Source organism: Caulobacter sp. BE254, from assembly GCF_031457295.1.
Classification (GTDB): domain Bacteria; phylum Pseudomonadota; class Alphaproteobacteria; order Caulobacterales; family Caulobacteraceae; genus Caulobacter.
In genome coordinates this window covers 304,323-323,495 of record NZ_JAVDWJ010000001.1, presented here as the reverse complement: position 1 = coordinate 323,495, position 19,173 = coordinate 304,323, and the positions used below count along the sequence as shown (strand labels likewise).

Below are 19,173 nucleotides of genomic sequence, written 5' to 3'. Positions count from 1 at the left end.
GGCGATTGATCCGCATTCGGGATGCAACCGCGCGGTTTCCCCCTCGCGGAAAGCGGGCTAGAAGCCTTGCGACTCCTCCAATCCTCAAGGGATGACCATGTCGGCCGACCTCGAAAACACCCTGCTGCTGACGCTCGAGACCGGGCCCGTCACGATTAAGCTGCGTCCCGACCTGGCCCCTGGCCATGTCGAGCGCATCAAGGAACTGGTCCGCGAGGGCTTCTATGACGGCGTGGTCTTCCACCGCGTGATCCCCGGCTTCATGGCCCAGGGCGGCGACCCGACCGGCACCGGCCGCGGCGGCTCGGCCAAGCCCGACATCAAGGCCGAGTTCTCCAAGGAGCCGCACGTGCGCGGCGTCTGCTCGATGGCCCGTACCCCCGATCCGAACTCGGCCAACAGCCAGTTCTTCATCGTGTTCGACGACGCCACCTTCCTGGACAACCAGTACACCGTCTGGGGCCAGGTGGTCGAAGGCATGGAGAACGTCGATTCCCTGCCGACCGGCGAGCCGCCGCGCAACCCCGGCAAGATCCTCAGCGCCAAGATCGCCGCCGACGCCTGAGCGTCCCGGCCTTGAAACTGGAAAGGGCCTCGGGAGACCGGGGCCCTTTTTGCTGAGCGCTCGCTTGCGGACCTTCAGCGGGCCAGGATCGCCACGATCGGCCTGTGGTCCGAGCCTAGGCTGGGCCCACGCTCGACCTTGACCGTCTTCCAGGCCTTGCCCGCGTAGACCTGATCGATCGGCAGGACGGGGAAGGGCGCGCTGGCCAGGCGGGAGAATTCGCCGGTCGGCCAGCTGGCCAGGGCGTGGGTGCGGCGCTCCAGGCCCAGGGCCTTGTCCTGCCGACGCAGACCCCATGACCAGGGCGTGGAATTGAAGTCGCCGGTCAGGATCAGGCTGTCCTTCGGGAAGCGTGCGAGCTTGCCCGTCAGCAGACGGCTTTGCGCCTGCCAGCGGCCGGCCGGAATCGGCCAGGTGAAATGGGCGCCCACCACCGTGAAATCGCCGCGCGGGTGGCGCAGGGTAGCCCAGGTCGACGCCAGGTGCTCGCCATCCCCGTAGACGTCGTGCTCGTCGATGATCGGCCAGCGGCTGTGGATCCGGGTGTCGCAACCCTGCTTGGCGCGGCAGATCGTGCCGTAGGGATAGGCCTTCTTCAGGGCCTGCACGACCGGCCCGGCGGCGCCGCCGGACTCCTCGGTGATCACGACGTCGGCGTGCTGCGCCAGGATCCAGGCCGCGGTCGCCTCGGGGTCATGGTTCTCGGCCCAGAGGTTGAACTGGATCAGCTTCAGCGTCGCGGCGTCCTTGGCGGGCTTCTCGGGCGGGCGGAGGATCGACGACAGCTCCGGCGCCATCAGCACGAGCAGGCTCGCCACGCCCAGGGCCGCCACGCCCACCAGCGCCCGGCGCTCGGCGTCTCGCGAGGCGGCCAGCGCCAGGACCAGGCCCAGCAGGCTGCAGGCCATCCACAGCGGCGCGGCGTGGGCCAGGGCGTCGAGCCGATCGCTGAAGGCCCCGCCAAGGCAGGCCAAGCCGGCGACCGCGCCGACCAGGCACAGCATGAGCGCGGTGCCGCGCAGGAACAGATTGGCGAAATGAAGGATCAGGCGCATTTCACGCCCTTAGCACGACTGCATGACGTTCGCGCCCGGCTAGTCGCCGCCGAAGAACTCGAAAACGACGTTGCGGAATTGGCGGTCATCGACCCATATCCGACTCCTTACACCGGCTTCGGTTAGCGGCCTTGAGTGCGGCTAAAATGGGGAACGCCTATCGAATCCTGGCCGCGTCGCGCCGCCTCGGCGCTTGACCTCGACGCCCCGTCGTGGCCTTGAAGCCGCCCCATGCGCCTGTCCGACTTCGATTTCCACCTGCCCGACGAGGCGATCGCCCTGCGGCCGGCCGAGCCGCGGGATTCCGCGCGCCTGCTGGTCGTCAAGCCCGGCGAGGGCCTGGAAGACCGGGTCGTCCGCGACCTGCCCGACTTTCTGCGACCGGGCGACGCCCTGGTCTTCAACGACACCCGGGTGATCCCCGCCCGGCTGATGGGCCGTCGGGCCGGCCGCGAAACGGGCGGCGGCGACGGCGCGCCGGTGGCGGTCGAGGCCACCCTGCACCGCCGTATCGCGCCCGACCGCTGGCTGGCCTTCATGCGTCCGGGCAAGCGGCTGAAGGCGGGCGACCGCATCGCCTTCGGCCACAACCAGGCCCCTGGGGCCGACCGCGCGTGCCTGGCCGGGCTGCTGGACGCGACCGTGGCCGCCAAACACGAGGGCGGCGAGATCGAGCTGGCCTTCGACTTCGCCGGCGTCGACCTGGACCTGGCCGTGGCCGCCCACGGCGAGATGCCGCTGCCGCCCTACATCGCCGCCAAGCGGGCCGAGGACGACCGAGACCGGGCCGACTACCAGACCGTCTATGCCCGCGAGGACGGCTCGGTGGCCGCCCCGACCGCCGGTCTGCACTTCACCCCCGACCTGCTGGAACTGTTGAAGGCCCGGGGCGTCAGCCTGCACTTCGTCACCCTGCATGTCGGCGCGGGCACCTTCCTGCCGGTCAAGACCGACGTGATCGCCGAACACCGGATGCACGCCGAGTTCGGCGAGGTCCCTGTCGCCGTCGCCGACGCCCTGAACGCCGTCCGCGCCGCCGGCGGCCGCATCGTCTGCGTCGGGACCACCTCCCTGCGCCTGCTGGAGAGCGCCACGGGCGAGGATGGCGTCGTGCGGCCGTTCGCCGACGAGACCGCGATCTTCATCACCCCCGGCTACCGGTTCCGCGCCGCCGACGTGCTGATGACCAATTTCCACCTGCCCAAGTCGACCCTGTTCATGCTGGTCAGCGCCTTCGCCGGCCAGGCGACGATGAAGGCGGCCTACGAACACGCGATCGCCACGGGCTATCGCTTCTATTCCTATGGCGACGGATCCCTGCTGTTCCGCGCCGATCTTGAGCACGTCTGATGGTCGCCTTTCCCTTCGAGATCTCCGCCACCGACGGCGCGGCGCGCACCGGGGTGCTGAAGACCCCGCGTGGCGACATCCGCACCCCGGCCTTCATGCCGGTGGGCACCGCCGCCACGGTCAAGGCCCTGACCGTCGACCAAGTCAAAGACACCGGCGCCGATATCATCCTGGGCAACACCTACCACCTGATGCTGCGCCCCACGGCCGAGCGGGTGAAGCGCCTGGGCGGGCTTCACAAGTTCATGCGCTGGGACAAGCCGATTCTCACCGACAGCGGCGGCTTCCAGGTGATGAGCCTGTCGGGGATCAGCAAGGTCACCGAGGAGGCCGTCACCTTCTCCAGCCACATCGACGGCTCCAAGCACGTGCTCAGCCCCGAGCGGTCGATGGAGATCCAGGCCGACCTGCTGGGCAGCGACATCGTCATGCAGCTGGACGAGTGCGTGGCCTGGCCGGCCGAGGAGGCCAGGGCGCGCCAGGGCATGGAGCTGTCGGCCCGTTGGGGCAAGCGGTCGAAGGACGCCTTCGGCACGCGGGATGCGCAGGCCCTGTTCGGCATCCAGCAGGGCTCGACCTTCCAGAACCTCCGCCAGGAGTCCTCGGACCGCCTGCGGGAGATCGGCTTCGACGGCTACGCGCTCGGCGGCCTGGCCGTCGGCGAGGGACATGAAGCGATGTGCGAGGTCCTGGACTACGCCCCGGCCATGCTGCCCGCCGACCGGCCGCGCTACCTGATGGGCGTGGGCAAGCCGATCGACCTGGTCGAGGCGGTCTATCGCGGCGTCGACATGTTCGACTGCGTGCTGCCGACCCGCTCGGGCCGCCACGGCCAGGCCTGGACCTGGGACGGGGCGATCAACATCAAGAACGCCCGCTACGCCGAGGACGAGGACCCGCTGGACGAGGCCAGCGACTGCCCGGCCAGCCGCGACTATTCCAAGGCCTATCTGCGCCACCTGTTCAAGGCCGAGGAGATCCTGGGCCAGGTGCTGCTGTCCTGGCACAACATCGCCTTCTTCCAGGCCCTGACCGCGGCCATGCGGACGGCGATCGCCGAAGGCCGCTTCGAGGCGTTCCGCCGGGACTTCGCCGCGCGTCAGCGGGGCGGGTAGGGCGGCGGGCCGAACACCCATTCCGAAAAGAGCGGACGCAGATCCCGGCCGCTGGACGCTTCCATCGCTCTCTGCAGGTCCAGGCTCGTGACCGTACCGCCGGCATGCGCGCGGGTGTAACGTCGCAAGCCGGCCCAGAAGGCGTCCTCGCCCAGCACGGCGCGCAGATGGTCCATGAAGAGCGCGCCCTTGCTGTACTGGACCGCCCGACGCGTCGCCAGGGTCGGGTAGGGCCCGTCCCAGGCCAGCGGCTTGTCGAAGCCCGCGGCCCGCGCCTTGTCCAGCCGGCTTCGCGCCACGGCCAGTTCGGCCTCGTAGGCGGCGCGGCCGTAGCGGTGCTCTTTCCACGCGGCCGTCATGAAGGTCGTAATGCCCTCGTTGAGCCAGAAGTCCTTGAGCGTGGCGCAGGTGACGAGATTGCCCCACCATTGATGGGCGAGTTCATGCACGATGGCCCAGTCTTCCGCCGGATCGCCTTCCGTCGTCGACAGTGCGTCGATCCCCAGCACGGCGTAGGAGGCCGCCTCCTGCGCGTCCCGGCCCTCGACCAGAAGCTGGCTGTATTCCGGGACGGGAAGAGGCATGCCCGCCTTGTCGGACAGGAACCGGACCATGCGGCCGGTCTCGGCGAATCGCCGCTTCAGTTCGACCGGTTCGGCCGCCTCGCTCAGATAGGCGAGCCTGGCTGATCCGACGCGGTCGTCCGCGCGGGCGAACCGGCCGACCGCGAAGCCGAAGAGATAGGCCGAATAGGGCCGGGACGCCGTCCAGCGGTGGATTTCCCCGCCGTCCGGGGCGGGCTTGCGGGCGATCCTGCGGCCGACCGAAAGCGTGTCCATGCCGGCCGGGACGTGCAGCGCCAGCGAGAACGCCGCCTTGTCGCCGAACTGGTCCTGAAGGCAGATCATCCAGTCGCAGGCGAAATAGCTCGTGTGGAGCGAGGTCGCCGAACCGGCCAGCCCGCGCGCTGGTCGGCCATGATAGGTCAGCGCCAGCTCGACGGTGCGGCCGCGCGCGAGCGGCTTGGGAAGTTCGAAATGCAGACCGTCGTTCTGGGAGCGGACAGTGACGGGCGCGCCGTCGAGCGTGGCGCCGTCGATGGTCAGGGCGTTGCCCGAGAAGCCGAGGCTCTGGAGTCCGTCAGCAGTGATGCGAAGTCGGATCACCTCGCGCCCAGCGACGGTGCGGTTCTGGATGTCCGGCTTCAGGGCGAGGTCGTAGCGCACGACGTCGAAGCCCTCGCCGGGCGTGGCGGCGGCAGGCCGCGGCGTCATGAGCAGGGCCAGGGCGATCACGACCGCTATCTTGGGCAAACCCACCGCGACTCCGTCCGGTTGATTGGGATATCGAGCGAGCCCTACCAGACCTTGTAGAACGGCTTTTTCTTCTTCTTGGCCGGCGGCGGGGCCGGCTGTTCCGGCGGCGCCGCGACCGCCGGCGCGTCGGCCACGGAGCCGTCGGCGGCGGGCGCCTCGACCACCGGCGTATCGGCGGCGGGCTCGTCCTTCATCCACGGGAAGCGCTTTTCGACGATCGGCGCGGCGGGCTTGGCCAGGTGCTGGGGCGTGGCCGGCGGATCGCAGCCGCGCGCCTCGCCCAGGCCCTTCAGATAGGCGCGGCGAATCGCGCCCGAGGCCATGGCGCTCTGCACCAGCTTGTCGTGCTTCTCGGCCCCGCTCAGCTTGCGGACCCAGCCGCGCATCGGGATCAGGTCCTGGGCGGCGCTGGCCATGGCGCCGAAGGCGGCCGAGCCGGCCATGCGCTTGCCGCGGTCCATCAGGTCCTCGTTCTCCTCCGGAGGACGTCGGTCGACGTCCTCGCCCAGGGCCAGGTCCAGCGGCGCGACCATCGAGACCAGGATCTCGCAGCTGATCTTCTTGCCGGGCGGACGGGCGTAGGGATCGGCCATGGCCTCCAGCAGGACCGGCGGGATCTTGGTGCGCAGCAGGTTCATGTCGCGCAGCGGCGCGCCGGCGGCCCCGGTGATCCCGTCCTTGTTGGCGTCCGAGGTCGTCTGGATCTTCTGCGGCGGGGGTTCCGACTTGGACGCGCAGGCGGCGAGCAGGGGAACGGCGATGGCGAGAGGCACGAGGCTGCGCATGCCGCCAGCCTAACGCCAGGATGCGGCGTTCGTCATCTCCTCTCCCGAGCGAAAGCGCGCTTGCGAGCCGGGCGGCCCCCGACTATGGTCCGCGCCGCTTCCACCGGCCTCCCGCCGTGTCGATGCGGGCCGGTAGCTCAGTGGTAGAGCATTCGACTTTTAATCGAATGGTCCTGGGTTCGAATCCCAGCCGGCCCACCAACCTCCCTTTGAAATGATTGGCGAAAATCACCGCTTCGGCGGCCTGGGCGGCGGCTGGTCAAGAGCCGCGCCCTAAAGACGCGCGCCGCACCAGGGCGCCGCCGCGCCGGGTCTCCCCGAAGCCGCCCCGCCGAATCGATTCTTCGGGCAGGAGAAGGGCTTTGACGCCGGCCATCCGGGCGTGTCGGTTGCAGGCGACACTGAAGGTTGAATCGTCTAGCAGTGGTCGTCGGGGCTATGTGGAGCGGGCGTTTGGCGGCGGGGGCTGGTGTGGATCGCGACGCGGCGTCGCCGGGCCTCGACGGCGCGTCGGACGGCTTCGCGCAGGCCCACGACGCGCTGCTGCGTGGCAAGGACCTGCAGTTCGAGCCGACCGCCGCGCCCAAGCCGCCCGACGTTCCCGACTGGCTGCTGGCGGTCGGCAAGGCCCTGGGGGCCGCCGCGCCCTACCTGACCTATGTGTTCTGGGCCTGCCTGATCCTGGGGGCGGCGGTCATTCTCTATTTCCTGGGACGCGAGCTGATCGCCACGCGCTGGCCGTCCCTGAAGCCGCACAAGGGTCCCGTCCTTGGCGACGAGGCCTGGCGGCCCAGCGCCGCCAAGGCCCGGACCCTGCTGGAGGACGCCGACCGCCTGGCCGCCGCCGGCCGCTTCGCCGAGGCGGTGCACCTGATCCTGTTCCGCAGCATCGAGGACATCGAGGGCAAGCGCCCGGACCTGATCAAGCCGGCCCTGACCAGTCGCGACATCGCCCAGCTGGACGGCGTGCCCGAGCGGGTGCGCCGCACCTTCAGCCAGATCGCCCGGGTGGTGGAGCGCAGCTTCTTCGGCGGGCGGCCGGTCGGCGCCGACGAATTCGCCGCCTGCCGCCAGGCCTATGAGGGCTTCGCCTTCAACGAGGCCTGGCGATGAGCGCGGCGGAAACCACGACCCAGGCCGAGGTCCAGGGCGACGGCGACAAGGGGCTGTTCTCGCCCAAGGTCGTGCTGGGCATGATCGTGGCCGGGGTGTTCGCCTTCTCGGCCTTCGTGGTGCTGTCGACCTACGCGCCGGACCTGCAGTCGGGCGACAACGGCCGGGCCCACGCCCTGTCGAGGTCGGCGATCGGCTATGGCGGCATGGTGCGCCTGCTGCGGAACCTGAACGAGCCGGTGATCGTCAGTCGCCGCGACCTGCGTCGCGAGGAGCCGGCGCTGATCATCTTCACGCCGGAGTCGAACCTGTCGCGGGACGCCTATGTCAAGGCCGCCCAGCTGTCGTCGCGCACCCTGGTGGTGCTGCCCAAGTGGACGGGCGGACTGGATCCGCGCCATCCGGGCTGGGTGGGCGGCCTGGAGCCCGTGGAGCCCAAGGACTTGGCCGGGCTGCTCAAGGCGGTCGGCATCCCCAAGGCCTCGACCACGATCGACAAGGGCGCCGCGCCGCAGAGGCTGATCGGGGCGCCGGACAGCCCGGCCGAGGGGCTAGTGCTGGAGACCGGCCCGATCCGCAACCTGCAGACCCTGTCCGGTCCGGGCCTGACGCCGGTGCTGGTCGACGGCAAGGGCCGGATGGTCCTGGCCCGTCGCGCGCCGACCGAGACCTATGTCCTGGCCGACCCGGACCTTCTGAACACCATGGGCCTGAAGGACGCCCGGACGGCCCGCGCCGGCGTCGAGATCCTGCGGGCGCTGCGCGACGACCGGTCGGGCATCTATCGGCGCGACACCGGCCGGACCATCGCCTTCGACGCCACGCTGAACGGCTTCGCCCGGTCGCAGAGCATCTTGAAGCTGGCCTTCGAGGCGCCGTTCGTCGGGGCGACCCTGTGTCTGGTGGCCGCCGCCTTGCTGATGGGCCTGCACGCCGCCGCGCGGTTCCGGGCGGTGCGGCGCGGCGAGCGGGCCCTGGCCCTGGGCAAGGACGCCCTGATCGACAATTCCGCCGGCCTGATCCGCATGGCCCGCCGCGAGCCGGCCCTGGCCCCGCGCTACGCCGACCTGCAGCGCGCCGCCGCCGTCCGGGCCCTGGGCGGCGCCCGGCACGGCGGTTCGCGCCTGGAGGGCCAGGCCCTGACCGATTTCCTGGACCGCCAGGGCCAGCGCTTCGGCGCGGCCGACAGCGCCTCGACCCTGGACGAGGAAACCCGGACGGTCCGTTCCTTGGGCGATCTGATGAAGGTCGCCGTCAAATGGCATCAGTGGAGACTGGAGATGACCCGTGAACGTCGCTGAGGTGCAGGCGCTCGCCGGCAGGATCCGCGCCCAGACGGCCAAGGCCGTGGTGGGCCAGAACGACACCATCGACCTGATGCTGACGGCCCTGTTCGCCGGCGGCCACGTGCTGCTGGAAGGTCCGCCCGGCACGGCCAAGACCTTCCTGGCCCAGTGCTTCGCCCAGGCGGTGAACCTGCAGTTCGGCCGCATCCAGTTCACGCCCGACCTGATGCCGGGCGACATCCTGGGCGCCAACCTGTTCAACTTCCAGACCAGCGCCTTCACCCTGGTCAAGGGGCCGATCTTCTGCGAGCTGCTGCTGGCCGACGAGATCAACCGCACCCCGCCCAAGACCCAGGCGGCGCTGCTGGAAGCCATGCAGGAGCGCAACGTCACCCTGGACGGCGAGCGCCACGCGCTCAGCGACCGCTTCATGGTGGTGGCCACCCAGAACCCGCTGGAGCAGCAGGGCACCTATCCGCTGCCCGAAGCCCAGCTGGACCGCTTCCTGTTCAAGCACGTACTGGCCTATCCCAGCCTGGCCGAGGAGACCGCCATCGTCGCCAGCCATGGCGGCCGCACCGGCCAGCCCTCGCCGGAAGCGTTCGGCGTCGAGGCGGCCGGCGACACGGTCACGATCGGCGAGGCCGTGGCGGCGGTGGCGTCCGTGCGCCTGACCGACGACATCGTCCGCTACATCGTCGGCGTGGTGCGCGCCACCCGCGACACCGGCGAGCTGTCGGGCGGGGCCTCGCCGCGCTGCGCGGCCATGCTGGCCGTGGCGGCCCGGGCCCGCGCCGCCCTGGAAGGCCGCGACTACGTGATTCCCGACGACGTCAAGGCCCTGGCCCTGCCGGCCCTGCGCCATCGGGTGATCCTGTCGCCGGCCGCCGAGATCGAGGGGCGCAAGGTCGACGACGTGGTTCGCGGCCTGGTCGACCAGGTCGAGGCCCCGCGATGAGTCCGAGAGCCTAGGGGACCGGCCTTGCGGATCTATCCCACGGCCAGAGCGATCTTCCTGATGGTCCTGGGCGCGCCCCTGGCCCTGGCGGCGGCGCTCGTCTCGGCGCGGCTGTGGCTGGTTGGGCCGGCCTGGATCGCCCTGGTCGCGGCCCTGCTGTTCGTCGACGCCCTGCTGGCGCCCGGCCGGCGCCGGATGCAGCTGACCCTGACAGCCCCCGGCTCGATGGCCAGCGGCGCGACCAAGCCGGCCTTGCTGCAGGCCTCGTTCCCACGCGGCGTGGCGCCAGGGAGCGTGGAGTTCGCCATCGACCTGGACGACCGGCTGTCGGCCGAGCCGGCCCATGGCCGGGCCCGCACCCGCGAGCGCCAGGTCGCCCTGCCGATGAGCCTGACCGCCGTCCGGCGCGGGGAGGGCAGGGTGCACCGCGTCTCGGCCCGCTGGCGCGGTCCGCTGGGCCTGACCTGGAAGCAGCGCGACGACGCCCTGGACAAGGTAATCCCCGTCACCTTGGACATCGCCGCCGTCAAGGAGGAAGCCCTGCGGCTGTTCTCGCGCGACCCGTCGGTCGGCCATCGCCTGCAGCTGGACCTGGGCGGCGGCAGCGACTTCCACGCCCTGACCGACTTCCGTCCCGGCATGAACCGCCGGGCCATCGACTGGAAGCAGTCGGCCCGCCACGGCGCGCTGCTAGCCAAGGAGTTTCACGTCGAGCGCAACCACCACATCGTGGCGGCCATCGACACCGGCCGGCTGATGAGCCAGTCGCTGCTGGGCCGGCCGCGCCTGGACCACGCCCTGAACGCCACGCTGCTGTTGGCCTATGTGGGCCTGAAGATGGGCGACAAGGTCGGGCTGTTCGGCTTCGACGCCCGGCCCAACGTCTCCAGCGGCGTCACCTCGGGCCCCAACGCCTTCGGCGCCCTGCAGCGCCTGGCCTCGAAGATCGACTACTCGACCGAGGAGACCAACTACACCCTGGGCCTGACCCAGCTGTCAGGCCAGCTGTCGCGGCGCTCGCTGATCGTGGTGTTCACCGATATCGCTGACTCCACCAGCGCCGAGCTGATGCTCGAGAACGTCGGCCGCCTGTTGCGCCAGCACCTGGTGCTGTTCGTGATGATGCGCGACGAGGAGCTGGAAGCGATTGAGCGCAAGGCTCCCGAGACCGCCGACGACGTCTCGCGCGCCGTGGTCGCCGCCTCGCTGCTGCGTGAGCGCGACGTGGTGGTGACCCGCCTGCGCCGCATGGGCGTGGAGATCGTCGAAGCGCCGGCCGACCAGGTCGGGCCGGCCCTGCTGGCGAGCTATCTGGACCTCAAGCGCCGGGACCTGCTCTGATGGCCGAGCTGCACCTGAAGAGCTACCGCTTCCGGGCCGAGCGCGAGGACGACTGGCGGCGGCTGGAGAAGCTGCTGACCAAGGTCGGCAAGGGCTCGGCCAAGGCGCTCAGCGACGAGGAACTGCTGGCCCTGCCGGTGCTGTACCGCCAGGCCCTGTCCTCGCTGTCGGTGGCCCGCGCCACCTCGCTGGACCAGGGGCTGGTCGACTATCTGGAGAGCCTGAGCACCCGGGCCTATTTCCTGGTCTACGGTACGCGGTCCAACTTCCTGGAGCGCCTTGGCGGCTTCTTCGGCCATGCCTGGCCCGACGCGGCCAAGGCGCTGTGGCGCGAGACCCTGGCCAGCTTCCTGCTGACCCTGGTCGGGGTGCTGGCGGCCTATTTCCTGACCCTGCACGACCCCGACTGGTTCAGCGCCTTCGTGCCGGGCGACCTGGCGGGCGGGCGCGGGCCGACGGCGTCGGTCGAGGCCATGCGGGCCACGCTCTACGACCACGGCGAGCACAAGGGCCTGTCGGTGTTCGCCGCCTTCCTGTTCACCCACAATTCCGGCGTGGCGATCTTCGCCTTCGCCCTGGGCTTCGCCTTCTGCCTGCCGACCTCGATGCTGATGGCCTACAACGGCGCGATGCTGGGGGCCTTCCTGGCGGCGTTCGGCATGAAGGGCCTGGGCTTCGAGGCCGGCGGCTGGCTGGCGATCCACGGGGTGACCGAGATCTCGGCGGTGATCCTGGCCGGGGCGGCGGGCCTGCGGATCGGCTGGACCCTGGCCTTCCCGGGCGACCTGAGCCGGCCGGCGGCCATGGCTCAGGCGGGGCGGCAGTCGGCCACCCTGATGGGCGGGGTCGTGGTCATGCTGTTCTGCGCCGGGATCCTGGAGGGCGTCGGGCGGCAGGTGATCCAGAACGACTTCGCCCGCTACGGGATCGGCCTGGCCACCCTGGTCGCCTGGCCCGCCTATCTCTATCTGCCGCGCCGCCGGAGCGTCGTCGGATGAGGGCGGCGTGGAAGAAACCCAAGGCCGCCGTGGCGGTGTCTGCGATCGGCGACCCGACGACCGGCGACGACCGCCGGGCCCGCTCGCTGGTCACGCCCGAGGGCGTCGACCTGAAGCTGCGCCTGGGCGACGCGGGCGAGCGCGCTTCGGCCCTGCTGATCGACCTGCTGATCATGGTGGCGGCGCTGATCGCCTTCGCCCTGCTGGCGGGACTGGCGATGATCGGCTCCAAGGGCAAGGGCGGGGAGGTGATCGGCACGGTGGCGGTGCTGGTCTTCTTCGTGCTGCGCAACCTCTATTTCGTGCTGTTCGAGCTGACGCCCGGCGCGGCCACCCCGGGCAAGCGGGCCATGGGCCTGCGGGTGGCGGCCCGCAACGGCGGCCGCCTGACCGCCGACGCCATCTTCGCCCGCAACGCCATGCGCGAGATCGAGCTCTACCTGCCCATCAGCTTCCTGGCCGTGCAGGGCGACCAGGTCGGGGCGTGGATCAGCCTGGCCGGCCTGACGTGGTGCGCGGTCTTCATGCTGTTCCCGCTGTTCAACCGCGACCGCCTGCGGGTGGGCGACCTAGTGGCCGGCACCTGGGTGGTCAAGGCCCCGACCCGCAAGCTGGCGCCGGACCTGGTGGAGACCTCGCGGCCGTCGGTCGGACGCTTCAAGTTCACCATGGCCCAGCTCGACGCCTACGGGGTCAAGGAACTGCACGTGCTGGAGGACGTGCTGCGTCGCTACGAGACCAAGACGATCGCCCTGGTCGCCGCCCGCATCCGCCTGAAGATCGGCTGGAGCGCCGCGCCCGACGAGTCGGACGGCGACTTCCTGGCCGCCTACTACGCCGCCCTGCGCGGCCGGCTGGAGTCGCGGCTGCTGCTGGGCAAGCGGCGCAAGGACAAGTTCGACAAGAGCTAGGCGAAGACTTCGGCCAGGCTTTCGGCCGGCGTGCCTTCCTTGCTCCAGCGCAGTTCGTAATAGATCGAGACAGCGAGGAGCGCGTTGACGATGCTTAACAGGGCCTGCATCGTCGGCTCCGCGATCGCGTCGACGACGGGGTTTCCGACCGCGCTGGCTGCGAGTTGGATAAGCCAGGCAAAGACGAACCAGATCAGGCCGACCGCCAGCGACAGTCCGAAGATCGCGCCGCGCCGCTCACCCGTCAGCCTGTTGCTGCGTCGGATCGCGTCCCATACGCCCAGGCGTTCGGTCACCATGGCCGGAACCACCGCCATCCACGCCAGGGAGAGGATGACGCCGGGAATGACCAGCAGGACGAATCCTCCCAGGATTCCCAGGCTGGTGACGACGCCGAGCGCCAGCAGGGTCAGGTAGTCGCGGGGGCCGCCGAACGACGCGGCGCCGGCCGCGTGGGGGCCTTCCAGCCCGCTCAGGGCGCTGCGAGAGATCGCCGCCTGCAAGGCGACCGAGCCGAGCATGGACACCAGCAGGCTGACTAAGAGCATGATCCAGGTATTCGGGGCGGCGTAGCCTGTCTCGGGCCTGCTGAAGACCCCGGTCAGGGCGTTCATGCCCCGGTCGGGCAGGGCGACGAAAAGCGCTGAAAACAGCATGATCTTGAAAGCGTCGCGCCGGAAGATCGTCGTGGCGTGCTTCAACACGCGCGCGGCTTCGAAGCCCCTTTGCACTGCGGCGTCGGTCATGTCTGGAAAGCCCCCGATCTAGGCCGCGATTCAGCCATGCGATGAACCCGGTGTCCATGGTTCGCGCGTCTATCCCCGCGATCATCGAAACAACATTGAAAAAGATCAAAGCCTTGGAGGAAAACGCACGTTTCCGATCCTTGGGTTTCCAGCCTGTCCCATAATGCTCCCACCTGAAGGCACGGGGAGGGCGCACGTACGGCGACCGATGCGGCTTTCAGGGGTGGACGAGCGGGAAGGCCCTGTCCGTCGTGCTTCTTCGGAAGCGTCCAGGTCGGTTCGGAGCAGGTTCGCCTCAGTCGCGACGAAGCTTCGGCGCCCGGATAGGCGGATAGAGCCAGCAGGCCCGGGCTGAAATCGCCCGGGCGGTCCGGAGCACGCCAACGCTCCGCCCGTCGGGGGCCTCCATCGGAGCGGGTTAAAAATCCGCGATCCGAAGGCTTCCGGATAACGGTTCCACGCGAAGCGCCTGAACTTCGTCGAAACGGTACTCAAAACTGCAAATCATCCGGGCGAGGCCCGGGCGCTTCGCAACCCTTCCCACTCCATCGCAGCTTCGGCGCGTGAGCGTGAAGCTGCGTCCGCGAAGACCCCCTCAGTCGCTATGCGACAGCTCCCCCAGAGGGGGAGCATCTTGGCGCAACAGATCCTTCCCCTTTGGGGGAGGTGGCCCGGAGGGCCGGAGGGGGAACGGCGTCGGCCGCAGTTTTTCTGTCCTTCCCCCTCGACGATCTCAATTGACCCGACTGGCCGTGTAGGGATTTAAGCCGCCCAGCTTCACAGCGCCTTTCGCCATTTGGCGGCTTGGCGCGTTCCTGTTTTCATGGCTCCTTCCGGGGCCCCGACGCGGATGCTGGACGACGATCACCCGATGACCGCCGAAACGATCTCCGCACCCGCTCCCGCGAACAAGGCGCCCGCGCCGCGCCGGCCGCTGTTTCGCCGGCGCTCGGCGATTCCGGGCTTCGGCCTGACGTTGGGCGTGACCCTGACGATCCTGTCGCTGATCGTGCTGATCCCGCTGTCGGCGGTGGCCATCAAGGCCTCGGCCCTGTCGCCGGCCCAGTTCGTCGCCGCCGCCTTCTCGGAACGGGCGATGGCGGCCTATCGGCTGACCTTCGGCGCGGCCTTCGTGGCGGCGGTGATCAACGGGGTGTTCGGGGTGCTGACCACCTGGGCCCTGGTGCGCTACGAATTCCCCGGCAAGGCCGTGGTCAACGCCCTGGTCGATCTGCCGTTCGCCCTGCCCACCGCCGTGGCCGGCATCGCCCTGGCCACGCTGTACGCCCCCAACGGCTGGGTGGGGCAATACCTGACCCCGCTGGGGATCAAGGCGGCCTATAACCCGATCGGCGTCACCATCGCCCTGATCTTCATCGGCCTGCCGTTCGTGGTCCGCACCCTGGAACCGGTGATGCGCGACCTCTCCGCGGACGTCGAGGAAGCCGCCGCCAGCCTGGGCGCGGGCCGCTTCGCCACCATCGGCCGGATCATCCTGCCGGCCCTGGGCCCGGCCTGGCTGACCGGATTCGCCCTGGCCTTCGCCCGCGGGGTGGGCGAGTACGGCTCGGTGATCTTCATCGCCGGCAACATGCCCTACAAGTCCGAGATCGCGCCGCTGCTGATCATCATCCAGCTGGAGCAGTTCGAATACGCCAACGCCGCGGCCATCGCCCTGGTCATGCTGGGCGTCTCGTTCCTGATGCTGCTGGTCATCAACGCCATCCAGGCCTGGTCGCGGAGGTTCGTCTGATGGCCGTCCCGACCAAGGCGGACTTCCGTCACCCGACCGACGACCCGCTGTGGGCCAAGATCGTGGTCGTCGGCCTGGTCCTGCTGTTCCTGGGCCTGGTCCTGATCCTGCCCCTGGTCGCGGTGTTCGCCGAGGCCCTGCGCAAGGGGCTGGGGCCGGCGCTGGACGCGATCACCACGCCCGACGCCTGGGCGGCGATCAAGCTGACCCTGATCGCGGCGGGGATCACCGTGCCGTTCAACGCCCTGTTCGGCCTGTGCGCCGCCTGGGCCATCGCCAAGCACGACTTTCCCGGCAAACCCCTGCTGATCACCCTGATCGACCTGCCGTTCTCGGTGTCGCCGGTGGTGGCGGGCCTGATCTATGTGCTGGTCTTCGGCCTGCAGGGCTGGTTCGGCGAGCACCTGATCGACCACGACATCAAGATCATCTTCGCCGTGCCGGGCATCGTGCTGGCGACGATCTTCGTGACCTTCCCGTTCATCGCCCGCGAGCTGATCCCGCTGATGCAGGAACAGGGCGTGTCGGAGGAGGAGGCCGCCGTCTCGATGGGCGCCTCGGGCCTCTACACCTTCTGGCGAGTGACCGCCCCCAACGTGCGCTGGGGCCTGCTGTACGGTGTCCTGCTGTGCAACGCCCGGGCCATGGGCGAGTTCGGCGCGGTCTCGGTGGTCAGCGGCCACATCCGCGGCCTGACCAACACCATGCCGCTGCACGTGGAGATCCTGTACAACGAGTACGACTTCGTCGCCGCCTTCGCCGTCGCCGCCTTGCTCTGCCTGCTGGCGATCGTGACCCTGGTGCTCAAGAGCCTGCTCGAGATCGCCCAACCCGACGTCAAGCGCGGCGGCGGCCACTAGATGACCGGAACGAAGACGCTCCCATGACCATTTCCATCCGTTCCGTCGAAAAGAAGTTCGGGCGCTATCCGGCCCTGAACAGCGTCGACCTGGAGATCGCCGACGGCGAGCTCGTGGCGCTGCTGGGTCCGTCGGGCTCGGGCAAGACGACCCTGCTGCGCACCATCGCCGGGCTGGAGTTCCCCGACGCCGGCCAGGTGCTGTTCGCGGGCCAGGACGTCACCTTCGCCTCGGCGGCCGCCCGCCGCGTCGGCTTCGTGTTCCAGCAGTACGCGCTGTTCAAGCACATGACCGTGGCCCGCAACATCGCCTTCGGCCTGGACGTGCGAAAGGGCCGGGACAAGCCGCCCAAGGCCGAGATCGCCCGGCGGGTCGACGAGCTGCTGAAGCTGGTCGAGCTGGAGGGGCTGGGCAAGCGCTATCCCTCGCAGCTGTCGGGCGGCCAGCGCCAGCGCGTGGCCCTGTCGCGCGCCCTGGCCGTGCAGCCCAGCGTGCTGCTGCTGGATGAGCCGTTCGGCGCCCTGGACGCAACCGTCCGCAAGTCGCTGCGCAAGGAACTGCGCCGGGTGCACGACGCCACCGGCGTCACCACCATCTTCGTCACCCACGACCAGGAAGAGGCGCTGGAGCTGGCCGATCGCGTGGCGATCCTCAACGCCGGCCGCATCGAGCAGATCGGCACGCCGCACGAGGTGCACGACAATCCGGCCACGCCGTTCGTCTGCGGCTTCGTGGGCGAGGCCAACCGCTTCGAGGGAGCCGTTTCGGGCAAGCGCTTCACCGCTGGAACCGTCGTGCTGCCGGCCCCGGACGCCGCCGACGGCGCGGCGATCGCCTTCGTACGGCCGCATGACCTGGTGCTGGACGCCGGGGGCTTCGCGGCCAAGGTCGAGCGGGTGGTGATCCAGGGACCGCTGGCCAATGTCGACGCCGCCTTGCCCGACGGCCGCCGGATCGAGATCCGCGCCGCCCGCGACGAGGCCGCCGAGTTCAGCGGCGAGATCAAGCTCTCGGCCCGCCGCACCCACGTCTTCGCGGCTTAAGAGGCGGGTCCTTACTGCTGTTGCTGCTGGCGTTGCTGCTGTTCGCGGATGGCGTCGGCGCTGGCGCGGCGGCGGTTGGCCGAGCCGAACGGGGCCGAGGGGCGGGGCAGGCGCAGGAATTCCGGCTCGGCCACCGCCGCCCGGGCCCGGCGCACCGAGACGCCGACCGCCAGGTGGCTCTCCGAATCCCCCTTGTAGACGCCGCGCGACGGGGTGACGTCGCCGTAGTCCCGGCCCACGGCCACGGCCACGTGGCGTTCGCCGGCCATGACATTGTTGGTCGGGTCGAAGCCCACCCAGCGATAGCTGGGCAGGAACACCTCGACCCAGGCGTGGGTGGCGTCGGGGTCGGAGCGGTCGCCGGCCTCGCGGTCGGTGAACAGGTAGCCGGAGACGTAGCGGGCCGGGATGCCCCAGGCGCGGCAGACAGCCAACATGATGTGGGCGAAGTCCTGGCACACCCCGCGGCCGGCGCTCAGCGCCAGGTCGATCGGGCTGTCGGCGTCGGTGACCCCCGGCTGGTACTCGAAGGCCTTGTAGATCGTGTCGCACAGGGCCTGGACCGCCGAGAACGGATCGCGCCGGCGCAGGGCGTCCAAGTCGTGCTCGGCGATGAAGATCTCCAGGGCGGGCGTCAGATGCACGAAGCCGTGCGGCTGCAGGTAATCGAAGCACTCGCCCTTCACGAAGGCGCTCTTCAGCCGCTCCCACTCGCCCATGTCCAGCGGCATTGGCCATTCGTGCACCGGCTCGGTCTCGACGGCCGAGCGAGCGATGATCGTCAGGCCGTCATGTGGCTGGGGCACGTCGAAATGGTAGACGGCGTTGCCGAAGCTGTCGGCGTAGGAGAAGATCTGGGCGGCCGGCTCGATGTCCAGCTCGAAGCTGACCAGCCGCTGGCGCGCGCCTTTCTGGGGCTGCATCCACAGCTCCATCAGGCTTTCGCGGACGGGCCGCTCGTAATGGTACTGGGTGACGTGGCGGATCTCGAGAAGCACAGGCGTTCGTCCTAAGCAGGCAGGCGCATTTCCAGGGGGTAGGCGACGAAGGTCTCGTAGATCGCCAGGTGGATGCGGGCGCATTCGTTGGCGACGGTGGTCAGCAGTTCGCCGGCGCCCTGGCTCTCCAGCTCGCCGACGTCGGCGAACTCCAGCCGCGCCTTCAGCCGGCCGGCCAGCCGTTCGGGCGCCGCGCGGCCTGTCGCCTCGACGTGTCGGGCCAGCTCGCTGAGGTGCTTTTCGATCTGACTGGTGGCGAAGCGGATCGAGCGCGGGAAGTCCTCGTCGAAGACCATGAACTCCAGGATGTGCCGCGGCTCGATCTCGGCGGTGTAGACCCGCAGATAGGGCTCCAGCGCGCAGCCCATCCGCAGCAGGCTGACCAGGGCCAGGTGATCGTTGACCTTGGGGCTGTCCTCGGCGAAGCAGGCCTCCAGCAGGCCGGCGATCAGCTGGGCCCGCTCCAGGTACATGCCCACCATCATGAAGCGCCAGCTCTCGCCATGGCTCATGGTGGTGTCGGCCGCGCCCTTGAACAGGTGCACGTCGGCGATGATGTCGTGCAGGAAGGTCACCGAATTGTCGGCGAATTCGCGGCCGGCGTTGCGGTCGATGACCTTCAGGTACAGCAGGTTCAGCCGCTCCCAGGTCTCGGTGGTGATCTGGTCGCGGACCTGGCGGGCGTTCTCCCGGGCCCGCGACAGCGACGAGACCACCGAGTTGGGATCCGAGCGGTCCAGGACCAGGCCCTTGGCCGCCTCGAAGGCGCCGGCGGTCAGGTCGGTCTCGCCCACCGCCGACAGGGCGATGCGCACGGCCTCGGCCCCGGTGTCGGTCTGGTCGAGCGTGGCGTTGAGCATCACCGTCGACAGGCGCGACAGGTGTTCGGCCCGCTCGATGTAGCGGCCCAGCCAGTAGAGGCTGTCGGCGACCCGAGCGAGCATCATGCGAGCGACTCCTTGGTCAGGAAGGGGGCGAGC

18 protein-coding genes and 1 tRNA gene are annotated in these 19,173 nt (G+C 69.7%); 13 read left to right on the top strand and 6 right to left on the bottom strand.

From position 1 onward, the window contains the following. Window positions 1-97 precede the first annotated feature (97 nt). On the top strand, window positions 98-565 hold the full coding sequence (locus J2X41_RS01465; RefSeq protein ID WP_310079064.1) for a peptidylprolyl isomerase: 468 nt from the start codon (window positions 98-100) through the stop codon (window positions 563-565). Window positions 566-639: 74 nt separating this feature from the next. On the opposite strand, the gene J2X41_RS01460 is transcribed toward J2X41_RS01465, so the two are convergent. After that, complete coding sequence (locus tag J2X41_RS01460; protein WP_310079063.1) at window positions 640-1,620, bottom strand: endonuclease/exonuclease/phosphatase family protein; 981 nt, start codon at window positions 1,618-1,620, stop codon at window positions 640-642. Window positions 1,621-1,851: 231 nt separating this feature from the next. Between J2X41_RS01460 and queA the strand changes: the two genes are divergently transcribed. Together queA and tgt are read left to right on the top strand one after the other, a co-directional pair. After that, window positions 1,852-2,970 carry a tRNA preQ1(34) S-adenosylmethionine ribosyltransferase-isomerase QueA gene (gene queA, locus J2X41_RS01455; RefSeq protein ID WP_310079061.1) on the top strand — a complete coding sequence of 373 codons (1,119 nt, stop codon included), beginning with the start codon at window positions 1,852-1,854 and terminating at the stop codon, window positions 2,968-2,970. Next, window positions 2,970-4,085: a tRNA guanosine(34) transglycosylase Tgt gene (gene tgt / locus J2X41_RS01450; protein ID WP_310079059.1), complete on the top strand. Its 1,116-nt coding sequence runs from the start codon at window positions 2,970-2,972 to the stop codon at window positions 4,083-4,085. Before queA ends, tgt begins: the two co-directional genes overlap by 1 nt. On the opposite strand, the gene J2X41_RS01445 is transcribed toward tgt, so the two are convergent. Continuing rightward, on the bottom strand, window positions 4,070-5,398 hold the full coding sequence (locus tag J2X41_RS01445; protein ID WP_310079057.1) for a M1 family metallopeptidase: 1,329 nt from the start codon (window positions 5,396-5,398) through the stop codon (window positions 4,070-4,072). The genes tgt and J2X41_RS01445 overlap by 16 nt on opposite strands. 44 nt (window positions 5,399-5,442) lie before the next feature. Next, window positions 5,443-6,186: a hypothetical protein gene (locus tag J2X41_RS01440; RefSeq protein WP_310079055.1), complete on the bottom strand. Its 744-nt coding sequence runs from the start codon at window positions 6,184-6,186 to the stop codon at window positions 5,443-5,445. A gap of 126 nt (window positions 6,187-6,312) precedes the next feature. On the opposite strand from J2X41_RS01440, the gene J2X41_RS01435 reads away from it, so the two are divergent. From J2X41_RS01435 to J2X41_RS01405, 7 genes are all read left to right on the top strand, one after another. Further along, a tRNA-Lys gene (locus J2X41_RS01435) sits at window positions 6,313-6,387 on the top strand. 270 nt (window positions 6,388-6,657) lie between these two features. Then, window positions 6,658-7,299, top strand: a complete 642-nt coding sequence (locus J2X41_RS01430) for a DUF4129 domain-containing protein (RefSeq protein ID WP_310079053.1) — start codon at window positions 6,658-6,660, stop codon at window positions 7,297-7,299. After that, complete coding sequence (locus J2X41_RS01425) at window positions 7,296-8,600, top strand: hypothetical protein (RefSeq protein WP_310079051.1); 1,305 nt, start codon at window positions 7,296-7,298, stop codon at window positions 8,598-8,600. The genes J2X41_RS01430 and J2X41_RS01425 overlap by 4 nt, the downstream gene beginning before the upstream one ends. Next, on the top strand, window positions 8,587-9,543 hold the full coding sequence (locus J2X41_RS01420) for a MoxR family ATPase (protein WP_057185710.1): 957 nt from the start codon (window positions 8,587-8,589) through the stop codon (window positions 9,541-9,543). The genes J2X41_RS01425 and J2X41_RS01420 overlap by 14 nt, the downstream gene beginning before the upstream one ends. A 24-nt stretch (window positions 9,544-9,567) precedes the next feature. Then, window positions 9,568-10,884 carry a DUF58 domain-containing protein gene (locus J2X41_RS01415; protein WP_310079046.1) on the top strand — a complete coding sequence of 439 codons (1,317 nt, stop codon included), beginning with the start codon at window positions 9,568-9,570 and terminating at the stop codon, window positions 10,882-10,884. Continuing rightward, window positions 10,884-11,882: a stage II sporulation protein M gene (locus J2X41_RS01410; RefSeq protein WP_310079044.1), complete on the top strand. Its 999-nt coding sequence runs from the start codon at window positions 10,884-10,886 to the stop codon at window positions 11,880-11,882. The genes J2X41_RS01415 and J2X41_RS01410 overlap by 1 nt, the downstream gene beginning before the upstream one ends. Then, entirely contained in the window at window positions 11,879-12,793 is a 915-nt protein-coding gene (locus J2X41_RS01405) for an RDD family protein (RefSeq protein WP_310079042.1), read from the top strand. Before J2X41_RS01410 ends, J2X41_RS01405 begins: the two co-directional genes overlap by 4 nt. Here J2X41_RS01405 and J2X41_RS01400 read toward each other — a convergent pair. Beyond that, window positions 12,790-13,539: a hypothetical protein gene (locus tag J2X41_RS01400; protein ID WP_310079040.1), complete on the bottom strand. Its 750-nt coding sequence runs from the start codon at window positions 13,537-13,539 to the stop codon at window positions 12,790-12,792. The two genes, J2X41_RS01405 and J2X41_RS01400, sit on opposite strands and share 4 nt — an antisense overlap. Before the next feature lie 871 nt (window positions 13,540-14,410). On the opposite strand from J2X41_RS01400, the gene cysT reads away from it, so the two are divergent. Genes cysT through J2X41_RS01385 form a run of 3 tightly spaced genes read left to right on the top strand, consistent with a single transcriptional unit; the run spans window position 14,411 to window position 17,195 of the window. Continuing rightward, complete coding sequence (gene cysT, locus J2X41_RS01395; RefSeq protein ID WP_310079037.1) at window positions 14,411-15,292, top strand: sulfate ABC transporter permease subunit CysT; 882 nt, start codon at window positions 14,411-14,413, stop codon at window positions 15,290-15,292. Continuing rightward, complete coding sequence (gene cysW, locus J2X41_RS01390; protein ID WP_404979858.1) at window positions 15,292-16,152, top strand: sulfate ABC transporter permease subunit CysW; 861 nt, start codon at window positions 15,292-15,294, stop codon at window positions 16,150-16,152. The genes cysT and cysW overlap by 1 nt, the downstream gene beginning before the upstream one ends. Before the next feature lie 23 nt (window positions 16,153-16,175). Continuing rightward, window positions 16,176-17,195 (top strand): sulfate/molybdate ABC transporter ATP-binding protein, encoded by a 1,020-nt coding sequence (locus tag J2X41_RS01385; RefSeq protein WP_310079035.1) that lies wholly within the window; start codon window positions 16,176-16,178, stop codon window positions 17,193-17,195. Window positions 17,196-17,206: 11 nt separating this feature from the next. Here the strand turns inward: J2X41_RS01385 and J2X41_RS01380 are convergent, their stop codons facing one another. Beyond that, window positions 17,207-18,193, bottom strand: coding sequence for a transglutaminase family protein (locus J2X41_RS01380; protein WP_310079034.1), 987 nt, complete (start codon window positions 18,191-18,193; stop codon window positions 17,207-17,209). An 11-nt stretch (window positions 18,194-18,204) separates the two neighbouring features. Further along, window positions 18,205-19,140 carry an alpha-E domain-containing protein gene (locus tag J2X41_RS01375; RefSeq protein WP_310079032.1) on the bottom strand — a complete coding sequence of 312 codons (936 nt, stop codon included), beginning with the start codon at window positions 19,138-19,140 and terminating at the stop codon, window positions 18,205-18,207. Window positions 19,141-19,173 lie beyond the last annotated feature (33 nt).

What these genes read in the sequence shown, in the direction of transcription:
- J2X41_RS01465 (WP_310079064.1), top strand. Translation starts at nt 98, where the DNA reads ATGTCGGCCGACCTCGAAAACACCCTGCTGCTGACGCTCGAGACCGGG.
- J2X41_RS01460 (WP_310079063.1), bottom strand. Translation starts at nt 1,620, where the DNA reads ATGCGCCTGATCCTTCATTTCGCCAATCTGTTCCTGCGCGGCACCGCG.
- queA (WP_310079061.1), top strand. Translation starts at nt 1,852, where the DNA reads ATGCGCCTGTCCGACTTCGATTTCCACCTGCCCGACGAGGCGATCGCC.
- tgt (WP_310079059.1), top strand. Translation starts at nt 2,970, where the DNA reads ATGGTCGCCTTTCCCTTCGAGATCTCCGCCACCGACGGCGCGGCGCGC.
- J2X41_RS01440 (WP_310079055.1), bottom strand. Translation starts at nt 6,186, where the DNA reads ATGCGCAGCCTCGTGCCTCTCGCCATCGCCGTTCCCCTGCTCGCCGCC.
- J2X41_RS01425 (WP_310079051.1), top strand. Translation starts at nt 7,296, where the DNA reads ATGAGCGCGGCGGAAACCACGACCCAGGCCGAGGTCCAGGGCGACGGC.
- J2X41_RS01410 (WP_310079044.1), top strand. Translation starts at nt 10,884, where the DNA reads ATGGCCGAGCTGCACCTGAAGAGCTACCGCTTCCGGGCCGAGCGCGAG.
- J2X41_RS01405 (WP_310079042.1), top strand. Translation starts at nt 11,879, where the DNA reads ATGAGGGCGGCGTGGAAGAAACCCAAGGCCGCCGTGGCGGTGTCTGCG.
- J2X41_RS01400 (WP_310079040.1), bottom strand. Translation starts at nt 13,539, where the DNA reads ATGACCGACGCCGCAGTGCAAAGGGGCTTCGAAGCCGCGCGCGTGTTG.
- cysT (WP_310079037.1), top strand. Translation starts at nt 14,411, where the DNA reads ATGACCGCCGAAACGATCTCCGCACCCGCTCCCGCGAACAAGGCGCCC.
- cysW (WP_404979858.1), top strand. Translation starts at nt 15,292, where the DNA reads ATGGCCGTCCCGACCAAGGCGGACTTCCGTCACCCGACCGACGACCCG.
- J2X41_RS01385 (WP_310079035.1), top strand. Translation starts at nt 16,176, where the DNA reads ATGACCATTTCCATCCGTTCCGTCGAAAAGAAGTTCGGGCGCTATCCG.
- J2X41_RS01375 (WP_310079032.1), bottom strand. Translation starts at nt 19,140, where the DNA reads ATGATGCTCGCTCGGGTCGCCGACAGCCTCTACTGGCTGGGCCGCTAC.